We start from the raw sequence: 17616 nt of genomic DNA, 5'->3' as shown, positions 1-17616 counted from the left end.
CGTCGCATCATGAACGAGGACAAGCTGCGCGACTATCTGAAGCGGGTCACCGCCGACCTCCAGCGCACCCGTCAGCGACTGGCCGAGACGGAGTCACGGAGCCGTGAGCCGATCGCGGTCGTGGGCATGGCCTGCCGGTTTCCCGGTGGCGCCGGTACGCCCGAGGGGCTGTGGGAGCTGGTGGCCGAGGGGCGTGACGCGGTGGGTCCGTTCCCGGACAACCGGGGCTGGGACCTGGACGGCCTGTACGACCCTGATCCCCAGGCCACCGGGAAGACCTACGCCCGCGAGGGCGGCTTCCTCTACGACGCCGACCGCTTCGACCCGGAGTTCTTCGGCATCAGCCCCCGCGAGGCCCTCGCGCTCGACCCCCAGCAGCGGCTGCTCCTGGAGACCGCTTGGGAGTGCGTGGAGAGCGCCGGGCTGTCCCCTGGCGAGCTGCGCGGCACCCGTACCGGGGTGTTCAGCGGGGTGTCCGGGCACGAGTACGCGTCGCTGATCCACCGGGGCCCGGAGGATGTCGAGGGGCATCTGCTGACGGGGACGACGCTCAGTGTGGCGTCCGGGCGGATCGCGTACACGTTCGGTCTGGAGGGCCCGGCGGTCACCGTGGACACCGCGTGTTCGTCCTCGCTGGTGGCCCTCCACATGGCCTGCCAGTCGCTGCGGAACGACGAGTCCACCATGGCGCTGGCCGGTGGCGCGGCGGTGATGCCGACGCCGGGGATGTTCGTGGAGTTCAGCCGCCAGCGCGGGCTGGCGTCCGACGGCCGGTGCAAGTCGTTCGCGGCCGCCGCCGACGGCACCACATGGGCCGAGGGGGCGGGCACGATCCTGCTGGAACGGCTCTCGGACGCCCTGGCCAACGGGCACACCGTGCTGGCCGTCATCCGTGGCTCGGCGGTCAACCAGGACGGCAAGAGCAGCCAGCTGAGCGCGCCCAACGGCCCCGCTCAAGCGCGCGTCATCCAGGCCGCCCTCACGAGCGCCGGGCTCACCGCCGACCAGGTGGACGCCGTCGAAGGCCATGGCACCGGCACCTCCCTGGGCGACCCCATCGAGGCGCAGGCCCTGCTCGCCACCTACGGGCAGAACCGCGAAGAGCCCCTGTGGCTCGGGTCCTTCAAGTCCAACATCGGCCACGCCCAGGCCGCCGCGGGCATCGGTGGCGTCATCAAGATGATCCAGGCCATACGCCACGCCGCGCTGCCCAAGACCCTCCACGTCGACGAGCCCAGCCCGCACATCGACTGGACCACCGGCAACGTCAAGCTCCTCACCGAGGCCCGGGCCTGGCCCACCACCGACCGTCCCCGCCGCGCGGCGGTCTCCTCCTTCGGCATCAGCGGCACCAACGCCCACCTCATCCTCGAACAGGCCCCCGACGCCCCCGACGCCACGCCCCCCGGCACCGCCACCGTCCCCTGGCTCCTCTCCGCCAGGACCCCCGGGGCCCTGCGCGACCAGGCCCAGCGGCTCTTCGACCACGCCACCGCGCACCCCGCGCTCCACCCCACCGACATCGCCCACACCCTGGCCACGGGCCGCGCCACGTTCGACCACCAGGCCGCCGTCGTCGGGGCCACGCGGGACGAACTCCTCGCCCAGCTGCACGCCCTCGCCCAGGACCCGGCACCGGCCACCGTGCCCGCCCGGCCGCGCACCAAGAAGGTCGCCTTCCTCTTCACCGGCCAGGGTGCCCAGCACCCGGGCATGGGCCGTCAGCTGTACGACGCCTACCCCACCTACCGCGAGGCGTTCGACACCGTCTGCGCCACCCTCGACCGCCACCTGAAGGGCGAACGCCCCCTGAAGGACGTCGTCTTCGCGGACGACCCCACCCTCCTGAACCAGACCCGCTACACCCAGCCCGGCCTGTTCGCGCTCCAGACCGCCCTCACCCGGCTGCTCACCGAGGACTTCGGCATCGCGCCCAGCCACCTCATCGGCCACTCCATCGGTGAGATCGCCGCCGCGCACACCGCGGGGGTGCTGTCGCTGGACGACGCCTGCCGTCTGGTCGCGGCCCGCGGCACCCTGATGCAGGCCCTGCCGCCCGGTGGCGCCATGATCGCCGTCGAGGCGACCGAGGACGAGGTCGTCCCGCATCTCACCGAACGCGTCGGCATCGCGGCCGTCAACGGACCCCGCTCGGTCGTCGTCTCCGGCGACGAGAGCGACGTCACCGCCATCGCCGAGGAGTTCTCCGGCCGGGGGCGGCGCACCCGGCGTCTCACCGTCAGCCACGCCTTCCACTCGCCCCATATGGACCCCGTCCTCGACGACTTCCGCCGGATCGGCGAGACCCTGCGCTACGACGCGCCCCGCATCCCCCTGATCTCCACCGTCACCGGCCGCCCCGCCGAGCCCGACAGCACCGGCGCCGCGTACTGGACCGAGCACATCCGCGGCACCACCCGCTTCCACGACGGCCTCATCGTGCTCCACGGCCTCGGCGTGACCACCTTTGTGGAGATCGGCCCCGACGCCGTGCTCACCGCGCTCGCCCGCGAGGCGCTGCCCGAGGCGGCCGCCGTACCGCTGCTGCGCCCCCGCCACCACGAGCCGACCAGCCTGGTCGGCGGCCTGGCCCAGGCGCATGCCTCCGGTGTCGCCGTGAACTGGAAGGGGCTGCTCGCGGGGTACGGGGGCCGGAGCGTGCCCCTGCCCACGTACGCCTTCCAGCGCCGCCGCTACTGGCTCGACACCCCTGACCCCGCCGCTTCGCCCGCCGCTCTGGGTCTTGAGCCCGCCACGCATCCGCTGCTGGCCACCGCCACCGAACTCCCCGACGGCAGCCGCCTGTTCACGGGCCGGGTGACGCTGGCCGACCATGCGTGGCTGGGCGACCACATCGTCATGGGGACCGTCATCCTGCCCGGCACCGCCTTCGTGGAGCTGGCGTTCCACGCCGCGCATGCGGTGGGGACGGACGAGATCGCGGAACTCGTCCTGAACGCGCCCGTCACCTTCGGCGCCCAGGGAGCCGCGCTGCTCCAAGTCGTCGTGGGGCCCGAGGACCCGGCCACGGGCCGCGCCCTGACCATCAGGTCCCGTTCGGAGGAGGACCACTCCTGGACCGAGAATGCCACCGGCCAGCTGAGCGCCGCCCCGGTGCCGGTCGGCTGATCCTCCCGCGTACGCGCCGAGAGGGCCGGACACCTTCCGAGGTGTCCGGCCCTTTCGGTACGTTCGGGATCAGGTCAGACGCAGCGGGGTGAACGGCAGCGCCGAGGGGTGCGGAGCGGTGTCGGTGAGGTAGGCGGCCATGGCCTCGGCGGTGATGGGGGCGAGCTGGACGCCCATGCGGAAGTGGCCGGTGGCCAGGTGGACATCGGGGACGGCGGTCGGGCCGATGAGCGGGAGTCCGTCGGGCGAGGCGGGGCGCAGGCCCGCGCTGATCTCGGAGAAGCGCAGGGCGCCGACGCCGGGGATGACCTCGGCGGCGCGGGCCAGCAGTCCGTGGGTGCCGTCGGCGGTGACGGTCTCGTCGTAGCCGCGCTCCTCGTAGGTGGCGCCGACGACGAGTTCGCCGTCCAGCCGGGGCACCAGGTAGAGGGAGCCGCCCTTGAGGAGGGCGCGGGACGTCACGCCCAGCAGCGGGGGTTCGGAGTGCAGCCGGAGGATCTGGCCCTTGACGGGGCGGATCTGCGGGATGGCGTCCTCGGGCAGGCCGCCGATGTGGTGTGTCCAGCACCCGGCGGCCAGGACGACGCGGTCGAAGGGCACCGCGTCGCCGTTGTCGAGGGTGACGGTGTGCTGGGCGACCCGGATGGCGCGGCGGCGGATGACGGTGCCGCCGAGGGCTTCGATGGCCTTGAGCAGCGCCGCGTTGAAGGTGCGCGGGTCGACGGCGCCGTCGTCGGGGCCCAGCAGGCCGCCGAGGGTGGGGGCGAACGCGGGCTGGAGCTTGGCGCACTCCTCCGGGGTGAGGCGTTCGGAGCGGATGCCCAGGGATTCCCGGAAGGACTCCTGGAACTGAAGGACGCGGAGGGCTTCCTCGTCGAAGGCGGCGTCGAGGACGCCGTCGCGCCGGAAGCCCGCGGGGGCGAACTCCTCCAGCTCGGCGGCGTAGGACGGCCAGAGGTCACGGGAGGCCAGGCACAGCCGCAGCAGGTCGTTCTCGCCGTCGATTTGCTCGCTGCTGGGCGGGAGCATGCCCGCGGAGGCGTGGGATGCCTTGGTGGCCGGGGCCGGGTCGATCACGGTGACGGTGACGCCGAGGCGCAGGGCCCGCCAGGCGGTGGCGAGGCCGATGATGCCTCCGCCGACGACAACGGTGTTCATGATGTGCTCTCCTGAAGAAGTCGCCGCAGATGGGAGGCGAGATCCGCGGGCGTCGGATGGTCGAAGGTGAGGGTCGCCGGCAGCCGCAGCCCGGTGGCGGCGGACAAGTGGCGGCTGAGTTCGAGGTTGCCGATGGAGTCGAGGCCGACGGTGTGGAACTCCCGGTCGGGGTCGATGTCGTCGGGGCCGTCGTAGCCGAGGACGGTGGCGGCCGCCGCGCGGACGGACTCCAGTACGGCGCCGTCGTGTTCGGCCTCGGGCAGGTTCGCCAGGCGTTCGGCCAGCGTGTCGGTCGCGGTGTGCCGGGGTGCCGCGGCGGGTGCCAGGTCGGCGAGGACGGGCGGGATGTCCCCGGTGAGGGCCGACTCGTTGAGCCGTACGGGCGCGAGTACGGCCTCGTCCCCGGCGAGCGCGGCGTCGAAGAGGGCCAGGCCCTGCTCGTGGCCGAGCGGCGCGAAGCCGGAGCGCTTGATGCGGGTGAGGTCGGCGGTGGACAGCTCGGAGCCCATGCCGTCCTCGCTCTCCCAGAGCCCCCAGGCCAGGGAGACGCCGTGGAGTCCAAGGGTGCGGCGGTGGTGGGCGAGCGCGTCGAGGACGGCGTTGGCGGCGGCGTAGTTGCCCTGTCCGGCGTTGCCGGTGAGTCCGGCGACGGAGGAGAACATCACGAACGCGCAGTCCGGGTCGCGGATCAGCTCGTGCAGATGGAGGGCCGCGTCGGCCTTGGGCCGCAGGACGGCGTCCAGCCTGCGCGGTGTGAGGGTGTCGACCGTGGCGTCGGACAGCACGCCCGCGGTGTGGATGACGGCGGAGGGCGCGGGGATGTCGGCGAGGGCGCGCTGGAGTGACGTACGGTCGGCGGCGTCGCAGGCGATCAGATCCACGCGGGCACCGAGCGCGGTGAGTTCGGCGGCCAGGGCGTCGGCGCCGGGCGCGTCCGGGCCGCGGCGGCCGAGCAGCACCAGGTGGCGGACGGAGTGGCGGGTGACCAGGTGGCGGGCGACGAGACGGCCCAGCGCACCGGTGCCGCCGGTGATGACGACGGTGCCGGTGAGGCTGTCGCGGCCCGCGGGTGGCGGGCAGCGGACGAGGCGCGGCCGGAACAGGGCGCCGCGGCGGACGGCGAGTTGCGGTTCGCCGGAGGCCACGGCCGCGAGGAGGGCGCGGCCCGAGTCCTCGGGGTCGTCCATGTCGACGAGGACGAAGCGGCCGGGGTGTTCCGACTGGGCGCTGCGCAGCAGCCCCCACACGGCCGCGCCCGGCAGGTCGGACGGGTCCTCCTGGGGGCGGGTGGCGAGGGCGCCGCTGCTGACCAGGACGAGGCGGGCGTCGGCGAGGCGTTCGTCGGCCGACCACTCCTGGACGAGCATCAGGGCGCGCTGGGCGGCCGAGCGCACCGGGGAGTCCTGGTCGGTGCAGGAGACCACGACCACGTCGGGTGCGTCGGCTCCGTCGCGGAGCGCGGAGTCGAGGGCGGCCAGCGAGGGGTAGGAGTCGAACGAGCGGCGGATGGACTTCAGGGCGCCGGTGACACCGATGTGGTCGGTGCCGAGGAAGGCCCAGCGGCACTGGTCGGCGGCGGCCGACGGCTGCTCGACGGCCTTCCACGCCACGCGCAGCAGCTGGGTGCGCTGGGCGGCGGCGGCGAGCTGGTCGGCGGTGACGCGGCGTCTGACGAGGCTCTGGACGGTGACGACCGGTGCGCCGTCGTCGCCGGTGAGGGCGAGGGACACGCCGCCGTCGCCGGGCCGGGTACGCACGCCCAGCTGCCGCGCGCCGCCTTGGTGGAGGCGCACCCCGCGCAGCGCGAACGGCAGGAAGGTGCTGTCGTCGCCGTCGAGGTCGGGGACGAGCGCGGCCTGGAGGGCGGCGTCGAACAGCGCCGGGTGCAGGTGGTAGTCGCCCTCGCCGCCGGACGCGGCGCCCTCGAGCCGGGCCTCGGCGTAGACCTGCTCGCCGTCCGACCACACCGCGCGCAGGCCCCGGAAGGCGGGCCCGTACGGGAGGCCGCGGTCGGCGAGGCGGCGGTAGATGTGGGCGATGTCGACCTGCCGGGCTTCGTCGGGAAGCTCTGGCCGTTCCGGGGTGCTCATGGTCGCTTCCGGGTTGCTCATGGTCGCTGCCTCCGCGGGGCCTGGCGGGTCAGTTTTCGGGCGGGTTGGTGATGGCGGCGTTGATCTCGCCATGGCTCTCGCCGCCCTGCTCGTCCCAGTAGCGGCAGCGGCTGCGCAGCATCACCAGGGCGTCGCGCAGGTCGTTGGCGTCCCATTCGGCGATGTCGGCGATCTCGATCTCGCCGCGGAAGTGGCGGCCGCTCATGGCGGTGCGGAAGGTGCTCTTGAAGTCGGTGATGAACACGTCCGCGAGCTGCCGGGTCCAGAACTGCTCCATCGTCCACCGGGAGAAGGGTTCGACCAGCGATTCCTTCACCGACTTGGCCATCAGGTAGTAGGCCATCTGGTTGAAGCAGATGTTGAACTCGACCGAGTTGAAGTGTCCGGTGTCGTCGATGTAGCAGGACTCGGGGATCAGGAAGGTGCAGGCGGCGCCGAGCCGTCCGCCGTCGAGGGGGTCGCCCGCCACCGTGACCGTGGCCGAGGTGAGGTATTCGCAGCGCTTGGCCCGGTAGGGGGTCAGCACGCGGTGCAGCAGTTCCTCGTCGGTGGAGTAGACGCGCTGGTCGGTGTCGTCGAGCGGGCCGTCGAGCAGCCGGGTCATGTCGGGTCTCCTGATCGTTGCGCGGTGCGGAGGAGGTCGGCCAGGCTCATGTTCTGGATGGCCGCGGTGCGGTCCGCCAGGCCCTGGCCCGGCTCCGGCTCCGTTTCCTGGGTGGCTTCCTGTGCGGATTCCGGCTCGGTCAGGCCCAGTTCGTCCAGCAGGTGGCGGGTGAGGACGAGCGCGGTCGGGTGGTCGAAGACGAGCGTCGCGGACAGGCGCTCCCCGACGGCCTCGCCGAGCGCGTTGCGGAACCGCACGGCGGCGAGGGAGTCGAAGCCCATGTCGCGGAACGACCGTTCGGCGTCGACCTCGTCGGCGTCGGCGAAGCCGAGGGTGGCGGCGGCCTGGGTACGGACGACGTCGAGCAGCGCCTGTTCCCGGCGGGCGGGCGTCAGCCGGGCCAGCCGGTCGCGCAGGCTCTCGGCGGGTTCGGTCGCGGGCGCGGCGGGGTCGACGGCCCGCCGGGCCGGGCCGCGTACCAGGTCGCGCATCAGATACGGCACGTCGGAGCGGCGCTGCCCGGTCAGGTCGAGCCGTACGGGCGCCAGGAACGCCCGGTCGAGCGCCCCGGCGGCGTCCAGCAGCGCCATGCCGTCGTCGGAGGCGATGGGCAGGACGCCGTCGCGCCGCATGCCCGCGATGTCGGCGGCGTCCAGCGCGCCGGTCATGCCGCTGCCCTCCTCCCACAGCCCCCAGGCCAGGGACTGGGCGGGCAGTCCGTGGGCGCGGCGGTGGGCGGCGAGGCCGTCGAGGAAGGTGTTTGCGGCGGCGTAGTTGCCCTGTCCGGCGCCTCCGGTCACCCCGGCGGCGGACGAGAACAGCACGAACGCCGAGAGGTCGTGGCCGGTGGTGAGGTCGTGCAGGTTGAGCGCCGCGTCGACCTTGGGGCGCAGCACCGTGGCCATCTTCTCCGGGGTCAGCGAGGAGATGATCCCGTCGTCGAGGACGCCCGCGGTGTGCACGACTCCGGCGAGGGTACGGTCCGCCAGCAGGGCCGCGAGCGCGTCGCGGTCGGCGGCGTCGCAGGCGGTCACCTCCACGCGGGCGCCGAGCGCGGTGAGGTCGGCGGCCAGGGTGTGGGCGCCGGGGGCGCCGGGGCCGCGGCGGCTGGTGAGCAGCAGGTCGGTGACGCCGTGGGCGGTGACCAGGTGGCGGGCGACCAGACCGCCCAGGGTGCCGGTGCCGCCGGTGATGAGCACGGTGCCGGGCCGGTCGCCGAAGACGGTGGCGGGAGCGCCGGGGTGGTCGGCGGCCACGCGGGTCAGGCGCGGGCGGTGGAGGGTGCCGGAGCGCAGCGCGAGCTGTGCTTCGCCGGTGGCCACGGCCGCGCCGAAGTCGGGCTCGGTGCCCGAGGTGCCCGAGGTGTCGGCCGGGTCGAGGTCGATGAGGACGACGCGCCCCGGGTTCTCGGTCTGGGCGCTGCGGACCAGCCCCCAGACGGCGGCCCCGGCGAGGTCGGTGACGTCCTCGCCGTCCACGGACACCGCGCCCCGGGTGACGACGGCCAGCGTGGCGCCGTCGTCCGCGTCCTCCTCCAGCCAGGACCGTACGGCGCCCAGCGCCGCGGCGGTCGCGGCGTGGACGGCCTCGGCGGTCGTACCGGCCGCGCAGCGGTGCACGACCGTACGGGAGGGGGCGTCACCGCCCGGCGCGGCGGGCGCCCAGGCGAGTTCGTACAGCGCCTCGTGGGACGCGCCGGCCGCTGTGGGGCCGGTGGCCATCGGGCGCAGCACGAGCGAGTCGACGGACGCCACGGGGCGGCCCGCGGTGTCGGTGAGGCGCAGCGCCACCTCGTCCTCGCCGAGCCGGGTCATCCGCAGCCGGAGCGCGGCGGCTCCCGAGGCGTGCAGGTCGACGCGGGTCCAGGCGAACGGGAGGGTGACCCGTTCGGTGTCGGTGGCGAGCAGGGCGGTGGCGTGCAGCGCCGCGTCGAGCGCGGCCGGGTGCAGCCCGAACCGCGGGGCCTCGGCGGCGGCCTGCTCGGGCAGCGCGATGTCCGCGTACACCGCGTCGCCGGACCGCCAGGCGGCGCGCATCCCCTGGAAGACGGGCCCGTACACCGGTCCTTCGGCGGTGGGTGGCTGGTAGAAGCCGGTGAGGTCGACCGGTTCGGCGCCCGGCGGCGGCCAGGGCGCGGGGTCGGGCGCGGGTTCCGGTGCGGCGTCGGCGAGCGTGCCCTGCGCGTGGCGGGTCCAGGGGGCGTCGGCGGGGGCGTCGTCGGGCCGGGAGTGGATCGACACGGTGCGCAGGTCGGCGCCGACGACGACCTGGATCGCGACGCCGCCGCGCGCCGGGAGTGCGAGGGGCGTCTCCAGCGTCAGTTCCTCCACGCGTCCCCGGCCCACCTCGTCCCCGGCCCGGACGGCCAGTTCCACGAAGCCGGAGCCGGGGAACAGGACGGTGGCGCCGACGGCGTGGTCGGCCAGCCACGGCTGTGCGGAGCGCGACAGCCGTCCGGTGAGCAGCACTCCCCCGGCCCCGGCGACGGGCACCGCCGCGCCGAGCAGCGGGTGGTCGGCGGGCAGCTGGCCGACGCCGCGCGCGTCGCCGGTGTGTTCGGTCCGTACGGGCAGCCAGTACCGCTTGCGCTGGAAGGGGTAGGTGGGCAGGTCGACTCGCCGGGCGCCGGTCCCGGCGAACTGGGTCTCCCAGTCGACGGTGGCGCCCCGTACGTACGCCTCGGCCAGCGAGGTGAGGAATTCGCGCAGGCCACCGGCGTCGCGGCGCAGGGTGCCGACGAGGGTGGCGGCCACTCCGGCCGATTCGGCGGTCTCGCCGAGCCCGGCCAGCAGGCCCGGGTGCGGGCTGGACTCGACGAAGGTCTCGAAGCCGTCGGCCAGCAGCGCCCGCGTCGTCTCCTCGAAACGGACGGCCTGCCGCAGGTTGGTGTACCAGTACGCGGCGTCAAGACCCGAGGTGTCCAACTGCCCGGCGGTGACGGTGGAGTAGAACGGGACGGCCGAGGTGCGCGGGGTGAGCCCGGTCAGCTCGGTGAGCAGCCGGTCGCGGATCTCCTCCACGAACACCGAGTGCGAGGCGTAGTCCACGCGGATGCGGCGGGTCTGGACGCCCTCGGCGTCCAGCCGGTCCCGCAGCTCGTCCAGGGCCCCCGGATCGCCGCAGACGACGACGGAGGCGGGGCCGTTGATGACGGCCAGCTGGAGACGGCCGTCCCAGTCGGCGAGGTATCCGGCCGTGCGGTCGGCGGACAGGGCCACCGACATCATGCCGCCCCGGCCCGCCAGGTCCTGGCGGATGACGCGGCTGCGCAGGGCGACGACGCGCGCGCCGTCCTCCAGCGACAGCGCCCCGGCGACGCAGGCGGCGGCGATCTCGCCCTGCGAGTGGCCGACGACGGCGGCCGGTTCGACGCCCGCGGCGCGCCACGCCTCGGCCAGCGACACCATCACGGCCCACAGCGCGGGCTGGACGACGTCGACGTCCTCCAGGGGCGGTGCGCCGGGCGCGCCGCGCAGCACGTCGAGCAGATTCCATTCGACGTACGGTTCGAGGGCCTTGGCGCATTCGCCGAGGCGGGTCGCGAAGGCCGGTGAGTGTTCCAGCAGGGCCACGCCCATGCCGGGCCACTGCGAGCCCTGCCCGGGGAAGACGAACACGGCGCGCGCGTCGCCGCGCTGGACGCCCTGGACCACGGAGGCGGGTGTCTTCCCGTCCGCGACCGCGTCCAGCCCGGCGAGCAGTCCATCGCGGTCGCCGTCCACGATCACTGCCCGGTGTTCCAGGGCGGCGCGGCCACGGGCGAGCGAGGCGGCGACATCGAGCATGTCGAAGCCGTCGTGGCCGTCGTGTCCGTCGTGGCCGCGCAGCTGGGCGGCGATCCGCGCGGCCTGGGCGCGCAGCGCCTCGGCCGTGGCCGCGGACACCGTCAGCGGCACGGCCGGGGGCCGCTCGCCGCGCGGTTCGCCCGGGCCGGACGGCGGCGCCTCCTCCAGCACCACATGGGCGTTGGTGCCGCTGACGCCGAACGAGGACACCGCGGCGCGCCGAGGGCGGCCGCTCGTCGTCCACTCTCTGGCCTCGGTGAGGAGTTCGACGGCGCCCTCGGTCCAGTCGATGTGCGGGGAGGGGGTGTCGGCGTGGAGGGTGCGGGGCAGCAGCCCGTGCCGCATCGCCATCACCATCTTGATGACACCGGCGACTCCGGCGGCGGCCTGGGTGTGCCCCAGGTTGGACTTGACCGACCCCAGCCACAGCGGTTCGCCGCCAGAGCGCACCTGCCCGTACGTGGCCATCAGCGCCTGCGCCTCGATCGGGTCGCCGAGGGTGGTGCCGGTGCCGTGTCCCTCGACGGCGTCGATGTCGGCGGGGGTCAGGCCCGCGGAGGCCACGGCCTGCCGGATGACCCGCGCCTGCGCGGGGCCGTTGGGCGCGGACAGGCCGTTGGACGCGCCGTCCTGGTTGACGGCCGAGCCGCGGACCACCGCGAGCACCGGGTGTCCGGCGCGGCGGGCGTCCGACAGGCGTTCCAGCAGCAGCAGTCCCGCACCCTCGCCCCAGCCGGTGCCGTCGGCTGACGCGCCGTACGCCTTGCAGCGGCCGTCGGCGGCGAGCCCCCGCTGGAGGCTCATCCCGATGAACGTCTCGGGCGTGGCCATCACGGTGACGCCACCGGCCAGCGCGAGCGTGCACTCGCCCTGCCGCAGCGCCTGCATGGCCCAGTGCATCGCCACCAGCGAGGAGGAGCAGGCGGTGTCGATGGTGACCGCCGGGCCCTGGAGGCCGAGGGTGTACGCGATGCGGCCGGACGCCACACTGCCGAGGCCGCCGCCTGCGGTGAAGCCCGCGAGGTCTTCGGGGACGGAGCCCGACGGCGGCGCCCAGTCGTGGTACATGACCCCCGCGAACACCCCGGTGGCGCTGCCCTTCAGGGACCGCGGGTCGATGCCGCCGCGTTCCAGTGTCTCCCACGCGGTCTCCAGCAGCAGCCGGTGCTGCGGGTCCATCGCCTGGGCCTCCTTCGGGCTGATGCCGAAGAAGGCGGGGTCGAAGTCGGCGGCGTCGTAGAGGAAGCCGCCCTCGCGGGTGGAGGTGGTGCCGTGCCGGCCGGGCTCGGGGTGGTAGATCTCCTCGAGGTTCCAGCCCCGGTCCTCGGGGAAGCCGGCGATCGCGTCGGTACCGTCGGCGACCAGCCGCCACAGCTCCTCCGGCGAGGTGACGCCACCGGGGTAGCGGCAGGCCATCGCCACGATCGCGATGGGCTCCTCGGCCGGGGCCCGCACGGCGGTCCGCGCCGGGGCGGCGGTGGCGGGGGTGGCGCCCCGCACCTTGTCGAGCACGTGGTCGGCGAGGTCGCCCGGGGTCGGGTGGTCGAAGATCAGGGTGGAGGTGAGCCGGAGCCCGGTGGCCTCGCCGAGCGCGTTGCGCAGCTCGACGGCGGCAAGGGAGTCGAAGCCCAGCTCGGTGAAGGCGCGGCGGGGGTCGATGGCGGCGCCGCTGTCGTGGCCGAGGACGACGGCGATCTGCGCGCGGACCAGGTCGAGGACGATCCGGGCGCGTTCGGCGTCGGGTTTCCCGGCCAGCCGGTCGGCGAGCGCGCCGCCGGGGGCGGCCGCGGCCGACGTGGCGGCGGCGCGGCGGGCGGGGGTGCGGACCAGGCCGCGCAGCATCGGCGGGATGCCCTCGGGGCGGGCCCGGAGCGCGGGGACGTCGAGGCGCAGCGGCACCAGGGCCGGGGCGCCTGAGGTGAGGGCCTGGTCGAAGAGGGCGAGGTTCTCCTCGGAGCCGAGGGCGGGGAGCCCGGAGCGTGCGGCGCGGCGCAGGGTCACCTCGTCCAGGCGGGCGCCCATGCCCGCGTCGCCCGCCCACAGGTTCCACGCCAGGGACGTGGCGGTGAGGCCGTGGGCGGCCCGGTGTTCGGCGAGCGCGTCGAGGAACGCGTTGGCGGCGGCGTAGTTGCCCTGCCCGGCGGATTCCAGGGTCCCGGCGGCGGAGGAGAACAGTACGAACGCGCTCAGCGGACGGTCGCGGGTCAGCTCGTGCAGATGCCACGCACCGTCCGCCTTGCCGTGGAAGACGGTGCGGACCTGCTCGGGGGTGAGCGATCCGGCGAGCCCGTCGTCGATGACTCCGGCGCCGTGGACGACGGCCGTCAGCGGATGCTCGTCGGGGATCGCCTCCAGCAGCGCGGCCAGCGCTGCACGGTCGGCCACGTCGCAGGCGGCCACGGTGGCCTCGGCGCCCAACGCGCGCAGTTCGGAGGCGAGTTCGGCGGCGCCGGGTCCGTCGGGGCCGCGCCGCCCGGTGAGCAGCAGATGCTTCACCCCGTACCGGCGGACGAGGTGGCGGGCGACGAGGCCGCCCAGTCCTCCGGTGCCGCCGGTGATCAGCACGGTGCCCTCGGGGTCCCAGACGACGGGCCGCGGGGCGTCCGGCAGCGGGGTGCGCGCCAGGCGCGGAACGAGCACCGCGCCGTCGCGCAGGGCCAGTTGGGGTTCTCCGGTGGCCAGGGCGGCGCGTATCTCGCGTTCGGGCGCCTCGCGGTCGGTGCCGACGAGGACGAACCGCCCGGGGTTCTCGGCCTGGGCGGAGCGCACCAGCGCCCACAGCGGCGCGAGCGTCAGGTCGCCCGCCGCCTCGCGGGTGACGATGGCCAGCCGGGTGTCGTCGCGCAGCGCGTCCTCGATGAGCTTCAGGGCGTACAGCGTGGCCTCCCGCGCCGCCTCGGACGGGGCGCCGGGGAAGGTGGCGGGCACGTACGCGAGCTGGAACTCCCCGGCGGCGTCCGGCTCCGGCGGGGCCTGGACCTCGGTCCATTCGACGCGCAGCAGCGCCCCGTCCCGCGCTCCGGACAGCACCCCGTTCACCGGCACGGGCCGCTGGACGAGCGACCGTACGGTGGCCACCGGCGCCCCGGCCAAGTCGGCCAGCTCGACGGCGACCTCGTCCGCCGCCGTACGCAGCAGGTGGACGCGTACGGCGGTGGCGCCCGCGGCGTGCAGTTCGAGCCCTAGCCAGGCGAACGGGAGCCGCACCTGGCCGTCGTCCTCCGGGCCTTCGGCGGCGTGCAGGCTGGCGTCCAGCAGCGCCGGGTGCAGCCCGAACCGGTCGGCGCCCGCCTCGTCGAGGGCGACTTCGGCGAACACCTCGTCCCCGCGGCGCCACGCGGCGCGCACGCCCTGGAACGCGGGCCCGTAGCCGTAGCCTTGCGCGGCCTGGCGCTCGTAGAGGCCGTCGACGTCGATGGGCTCGGCACCCTCCGGTGGCCACTGGGCGAACACGGCGCCGTCGGCGGCCGCGCCCTCGCCCTGTTCGGCGAGCACACCGCTGGCGTGCCGGGTCCAGTGCTCTTCGCTGCGCGCGGGGCGCGAGTAGATCTCGACGGTGCGGCGGCCCGCCGTGTCGGGCGCGCCGACGACGACCTGCACCTCCACCGCCGCGTCCCCGGTCAGCGACAGCGGCGTCTCCAGGGTGAGTTCCTCCACCACGCCGCAGCCCGCCTCGTCCCCGGCCCGCACGGCCAGCTCGACCAGGGCGGTGCCGGGGACGAGGACGACACCGGCGATGACGTGGTCGCCCAGCCACGGCTGCGACCGGGTCGACAGCACGCCGGTGAGCACCAGCCCGTCGACACCGGCGAGGCTGACGGCGGTGTCCAGCAGCGGATGCCCGATGGTGCTGGGCCCGCTCCCGGCGTCCAGCCAGTACCGCTTGCGCTGGAAGGCGTAGGTGGGCAGCGCGGTCCGGCGGGCGCCGCGGCCCGCGAAGAAGCGGTCCCAGTCGACGGCCACGCCATGGGCGTGCGCCACGCCGAGCGCGGTGACGGCCTGCCGCTCCTCGTCGTGCCCGTCGCGCAGCAGCGCGGCGAACGCGGTGTCGGGACCGCCGTCGGCGAGGCAGTCGCGCCCCATGGCCGACAGCACGGCGTCGGGGCCCAGCTCCAGATAGGTGGTGACGCCGTGGGCCTCCAGCCGGTGCATGCCCCTCGCGAACCGCACCGGCTCGCGGACGTGGCGCACCCAGTAGTCGGCGTCGAACGCGGTGCCGACCTCCCCGGTCAGGGCGGACACCAGCGGGATGCGCGGCGGCGCGTACGTCAGGGTCTCGGCGACCCGGCGGAAGGCGTCGAGCATGGGGTCCATCAGCGGCGAGTGGAACGCGTGCGACACCCGCAGCCGCCGCGTCTTGCGCCCCTGCTCGGCGAAGCGGGCGGCCACGGCGAGGACGGCGTCGGCCTCGCCGGACAGCACCACGGCGGACGGGCCGTTGACGGCGGCGAGGCCCACCCGCCCGGTCAGATACGGGACCACCTCCGCCTCATCAGCCTGGACGGCCACCATCGCGCCGCCGTGCGGAAGTTCGTCCATCAGCGTGCCGCGCGCCCCGACCAGCAGGGCCGCGTCCGCGAGGGTCATGACGCCGGCGGCGTGGGCGGCGGCGATCTCGCCGATGGAGTGTCCGGCGACCAGGCCCGGGGTGACGCCCCACGACTCCAGCAGCCGGAACAGGGCGGTCTCGACGGCGAAGAGCGCGGCCTGGGCGTAACGGGTCCGGTGGAGCAGTTCGGCCCGCGGCGAGCCGGGCTCGGCGAACAGCACCTCGCCCAGGGGTTCTTCGAGGTGCAGATCGAGGTGGTCGGCGGCCTCCTGGAGGGCCCGGGCGAACGCCGGGAAGGCCCGCACCAGTTCGCGTCCCATGCCGATGCGCTGGCTGCCCTGCCCGGTGAACAGGAACGCGGTCCGGCCGGTCGCCCGTGTCGTCCCGGTGAGCAGCCCGGGCGCGGCCGCGCCCTCGGCGAGTGCGGTCAGGGCGCGCCGCAGTTGGTCGCGGTCGGCGGCGACGACGGTGGCGCGGTGGCGCAGCGCGGCGCGCGTGGTGGCGGCCGCGTACGCGATGTCCAGCGGCGGCGCCTCGTCCACGACCGTCAGGAGCCGTGCGGCCTGGGCGCGCAGGGCGTCCTCCCCCTGGGCGGAAAGGACGACGGGGACGGGGCGGTCGGCCGCGGGCGGTGCGGGGGTCTCGGGTACGGGGGCGGGGGGCTCTTCGATGATGACGTGGGCGTTGGTGCCGCTCGCGCCGAACGAGGAGATCCCGGCCCGGCGCGGGATGTCCCCGGCCTCCCACGGGACGGGTTCGGTGAGGAGCCGGACGGTGCCGCCGGACCAGTCGACGTGCGGGGTCGGCGCGTCCACGTGCAGGGTGCGGGGCAGTGTACGGTTCCGCATCGCCTGGACCATCTTGATCACCCCGGCGGCCCCCGCCGCCGCGCCGGTGTGCCCGATGTTGGACTTCACCGACCCCAGCCACAGGGGGTTTTCGGGGGTGCGGCCGCCTCCGTAGGCGGCGACCAGGGCCTGCCCCTCGATGGGGTCGCCGAGCGTGGTGCCGGTGCCGTGCGCCTCGACCGCGTCGACCTCGTCGGGGGTGAGCCCCGCGTCGGCGAGCGCCTGGCGGATGACGCGCTGCTGGGCCAGGCCGTTGGGCGCGGCGAGGCCGTTGCTCGCGCCGTCCTGGTTGATGGCGGTGCCGCGGATCACGGCCAGCACCGGGTGTCCGTCGCGCAGCGCGTCGCCGAGGCGGGCCAGGACGAACACGCCCGCGCCCTCGGCGAAGGAGGTGCCGTCCGCCGCCGCGGCGAACGCCTTGATCCGCCCGTCGGGGGCGAGGCCGCGCTGGCGGCTGAAGGTGGTGAACGTACCGGGGCTGGAGATGACGGTGACGCCGCCCGCGAGCGCCAGCCCGCACTCCCCGCGCTGGAGGGACCGTACGGCCAGGTGGAGGGCGGTGAGCGAGCCCGAGCAGGCGGTGTCCACGGTGAGCGTGGGCCCTTCGAGGCCGAGCGTGTAGGCCACGCGGCCTGACACCACGCTGGGCAGGTTGCCGCCCAGCACATAGCCGTCGAGGCCGTCCGGGGCCTCGTGGGTACGGGGCCCGTACTCGTGCGGCTCCACACCGATGAACACGCCCGACGGGGTGCCGCGCAGCCGGCCCGGGTCGATGCCCGCGCGCTCCAGCGCCTCCCAGGTGGTCTCCAGCAGCAGCCGCTGCTGGGGGTCCATGGCCAGCGCCTCTTTGGGGTTGATCTGGAAGAAGTCGGCGTCGAAGTCGGCCGCGTCCGGCAGGAATCCGCCGCGCCGCACATAGCTGGTGCCGGTGGCGGACGGGTCCGGGTCGTAGAGCCGGTCGAGGTCCCAGCCGCGGTCGGCGGGGAAGTCGGCGAGCACATGGGTGCCGTCGGCCAGCAGCCGCCACAGGTCCTCGGGCGAGGTCACGCCGCCGGGGTAGCGGCAGCCGATCCCGACGATGGCGATCGGCTCGTCGGACACCGCTGGTGCGGCGGACGCCACGGGCTCGTGGCACTCTTCGGACGCGGCGGTGCCGTGCACCACGTCCGCCAGGTGGCGGGCCAGGGCGGCCGGTGTCGGGTGGTCGAAGCCGATGGTGACGGGCAGTTCCACCCCCAGTTCGGCGGTGAGCCGCCGGTGCAGCTGGACCAGGCCGAGCGAGTCCAGGCCCTCCGCCAGGAACGGGCGGTCGGCCGCCACGTCGGTGGGGCCGTCCCCGTAGGCGTCGGGGTCGGCGGCCCGCAGCACGGCAGCGGCCTGCGCCAGCACCAGTTCCAGCATCGCGGCCTGTGACTGCTCGGTCATGTGCATA

At 74.9% G+C, this 17616-nt stretch carries 4 protein-coding genes and 1 pseudogene; 1 reads left to right on the top strand and 4 read right to left on the bottom strand.

All coding sequences use genetic code 11. The features are described from left to right. The first annotated feature begins 6 nt into the window (after window positions 1-6). The gene (locus tag ACH4TL_RS11310; RefSeq protein WP_398425243.1) at window positions 7-3129 is read left to right on the top strand and encodes a type I polyketide synthase; all 3123 of its coding nucleotides are present in this window, start codon (window positions 7-9) and stop codon (window positions 3127-3129) included. Between the two features lie 69 nt (window positions 3130-3198). Here ACH4TL_RS11310 and thiO read toward each other — a convergent pair whose 3' ends face one another. The 4 genes and pseudogenes from thiO to ACH4TL_RS11290 all read right to left on the bottom strand — a co-directional run. Continuing rightward, the gene (gene thiO / locus ACH4TL_RS11305; RefSeq protein WP_398331537.1) at window positions 3199-4287 is read right to left on the bottom strand and encodes a glycine oxidase ThiO; all 1089 of its coding nucleotides are present in this window, start codon (window positions 4285-4287) and stop codon (window positions 3199-3201) included. Beyond that, the gene (locus tag ACH4TL_RS11300; protein WP_398331534.1) at window positions 4284-6398 is read right to left on the bottom strand and encodes a type I polyketide synthase; all 2115 of its coding nucleotides are present in this window, start codon (window positions 6396-6398) and stop codon (window positions 4284-4286) included. Before ACH4TL_RS11300 ends, thiO begins: the two co-directional genes overlap by 4 nt. Before the next feature lie 28 nt (window positions 6399-6426). Then, window positions 6427-7002, bottom strand: coding sequence for an FcoT family thioesterase (locus ACH4TL_RS11295; protein WP_398331531.1), 576 nt, complete (start codon window positions 7000-7002; stop codon window positions 6427-6429). Continuing rightward, window positions 6999-17600, bottom strand: a pseudogene (locus tag ACH4TL_RS11290) (SDR family NAD(P)-dependent oxidoreductase); the annotation flags it as partial. The pseudogene ACH4TL_RS11290 and the gene ACH4TL_RS11295, both read right to left, overlap by 4 nt. Window positions 17601-17616: the final 16 nt, after the last annotated feature.

Source organism: Streptomyces sp. NPDC021115, assembly GCF_044333065.1.
In the GTDB taxonomy this organism is placed as follows: domain Bacteria; phylum Actinomycetota; class Actinomycetes; order Streptomycetales; family Streptomycetaceae; genus Streptomyces.
This window is presented reverse-complemented; position numbering and strand designations above follow the sequence as displayed.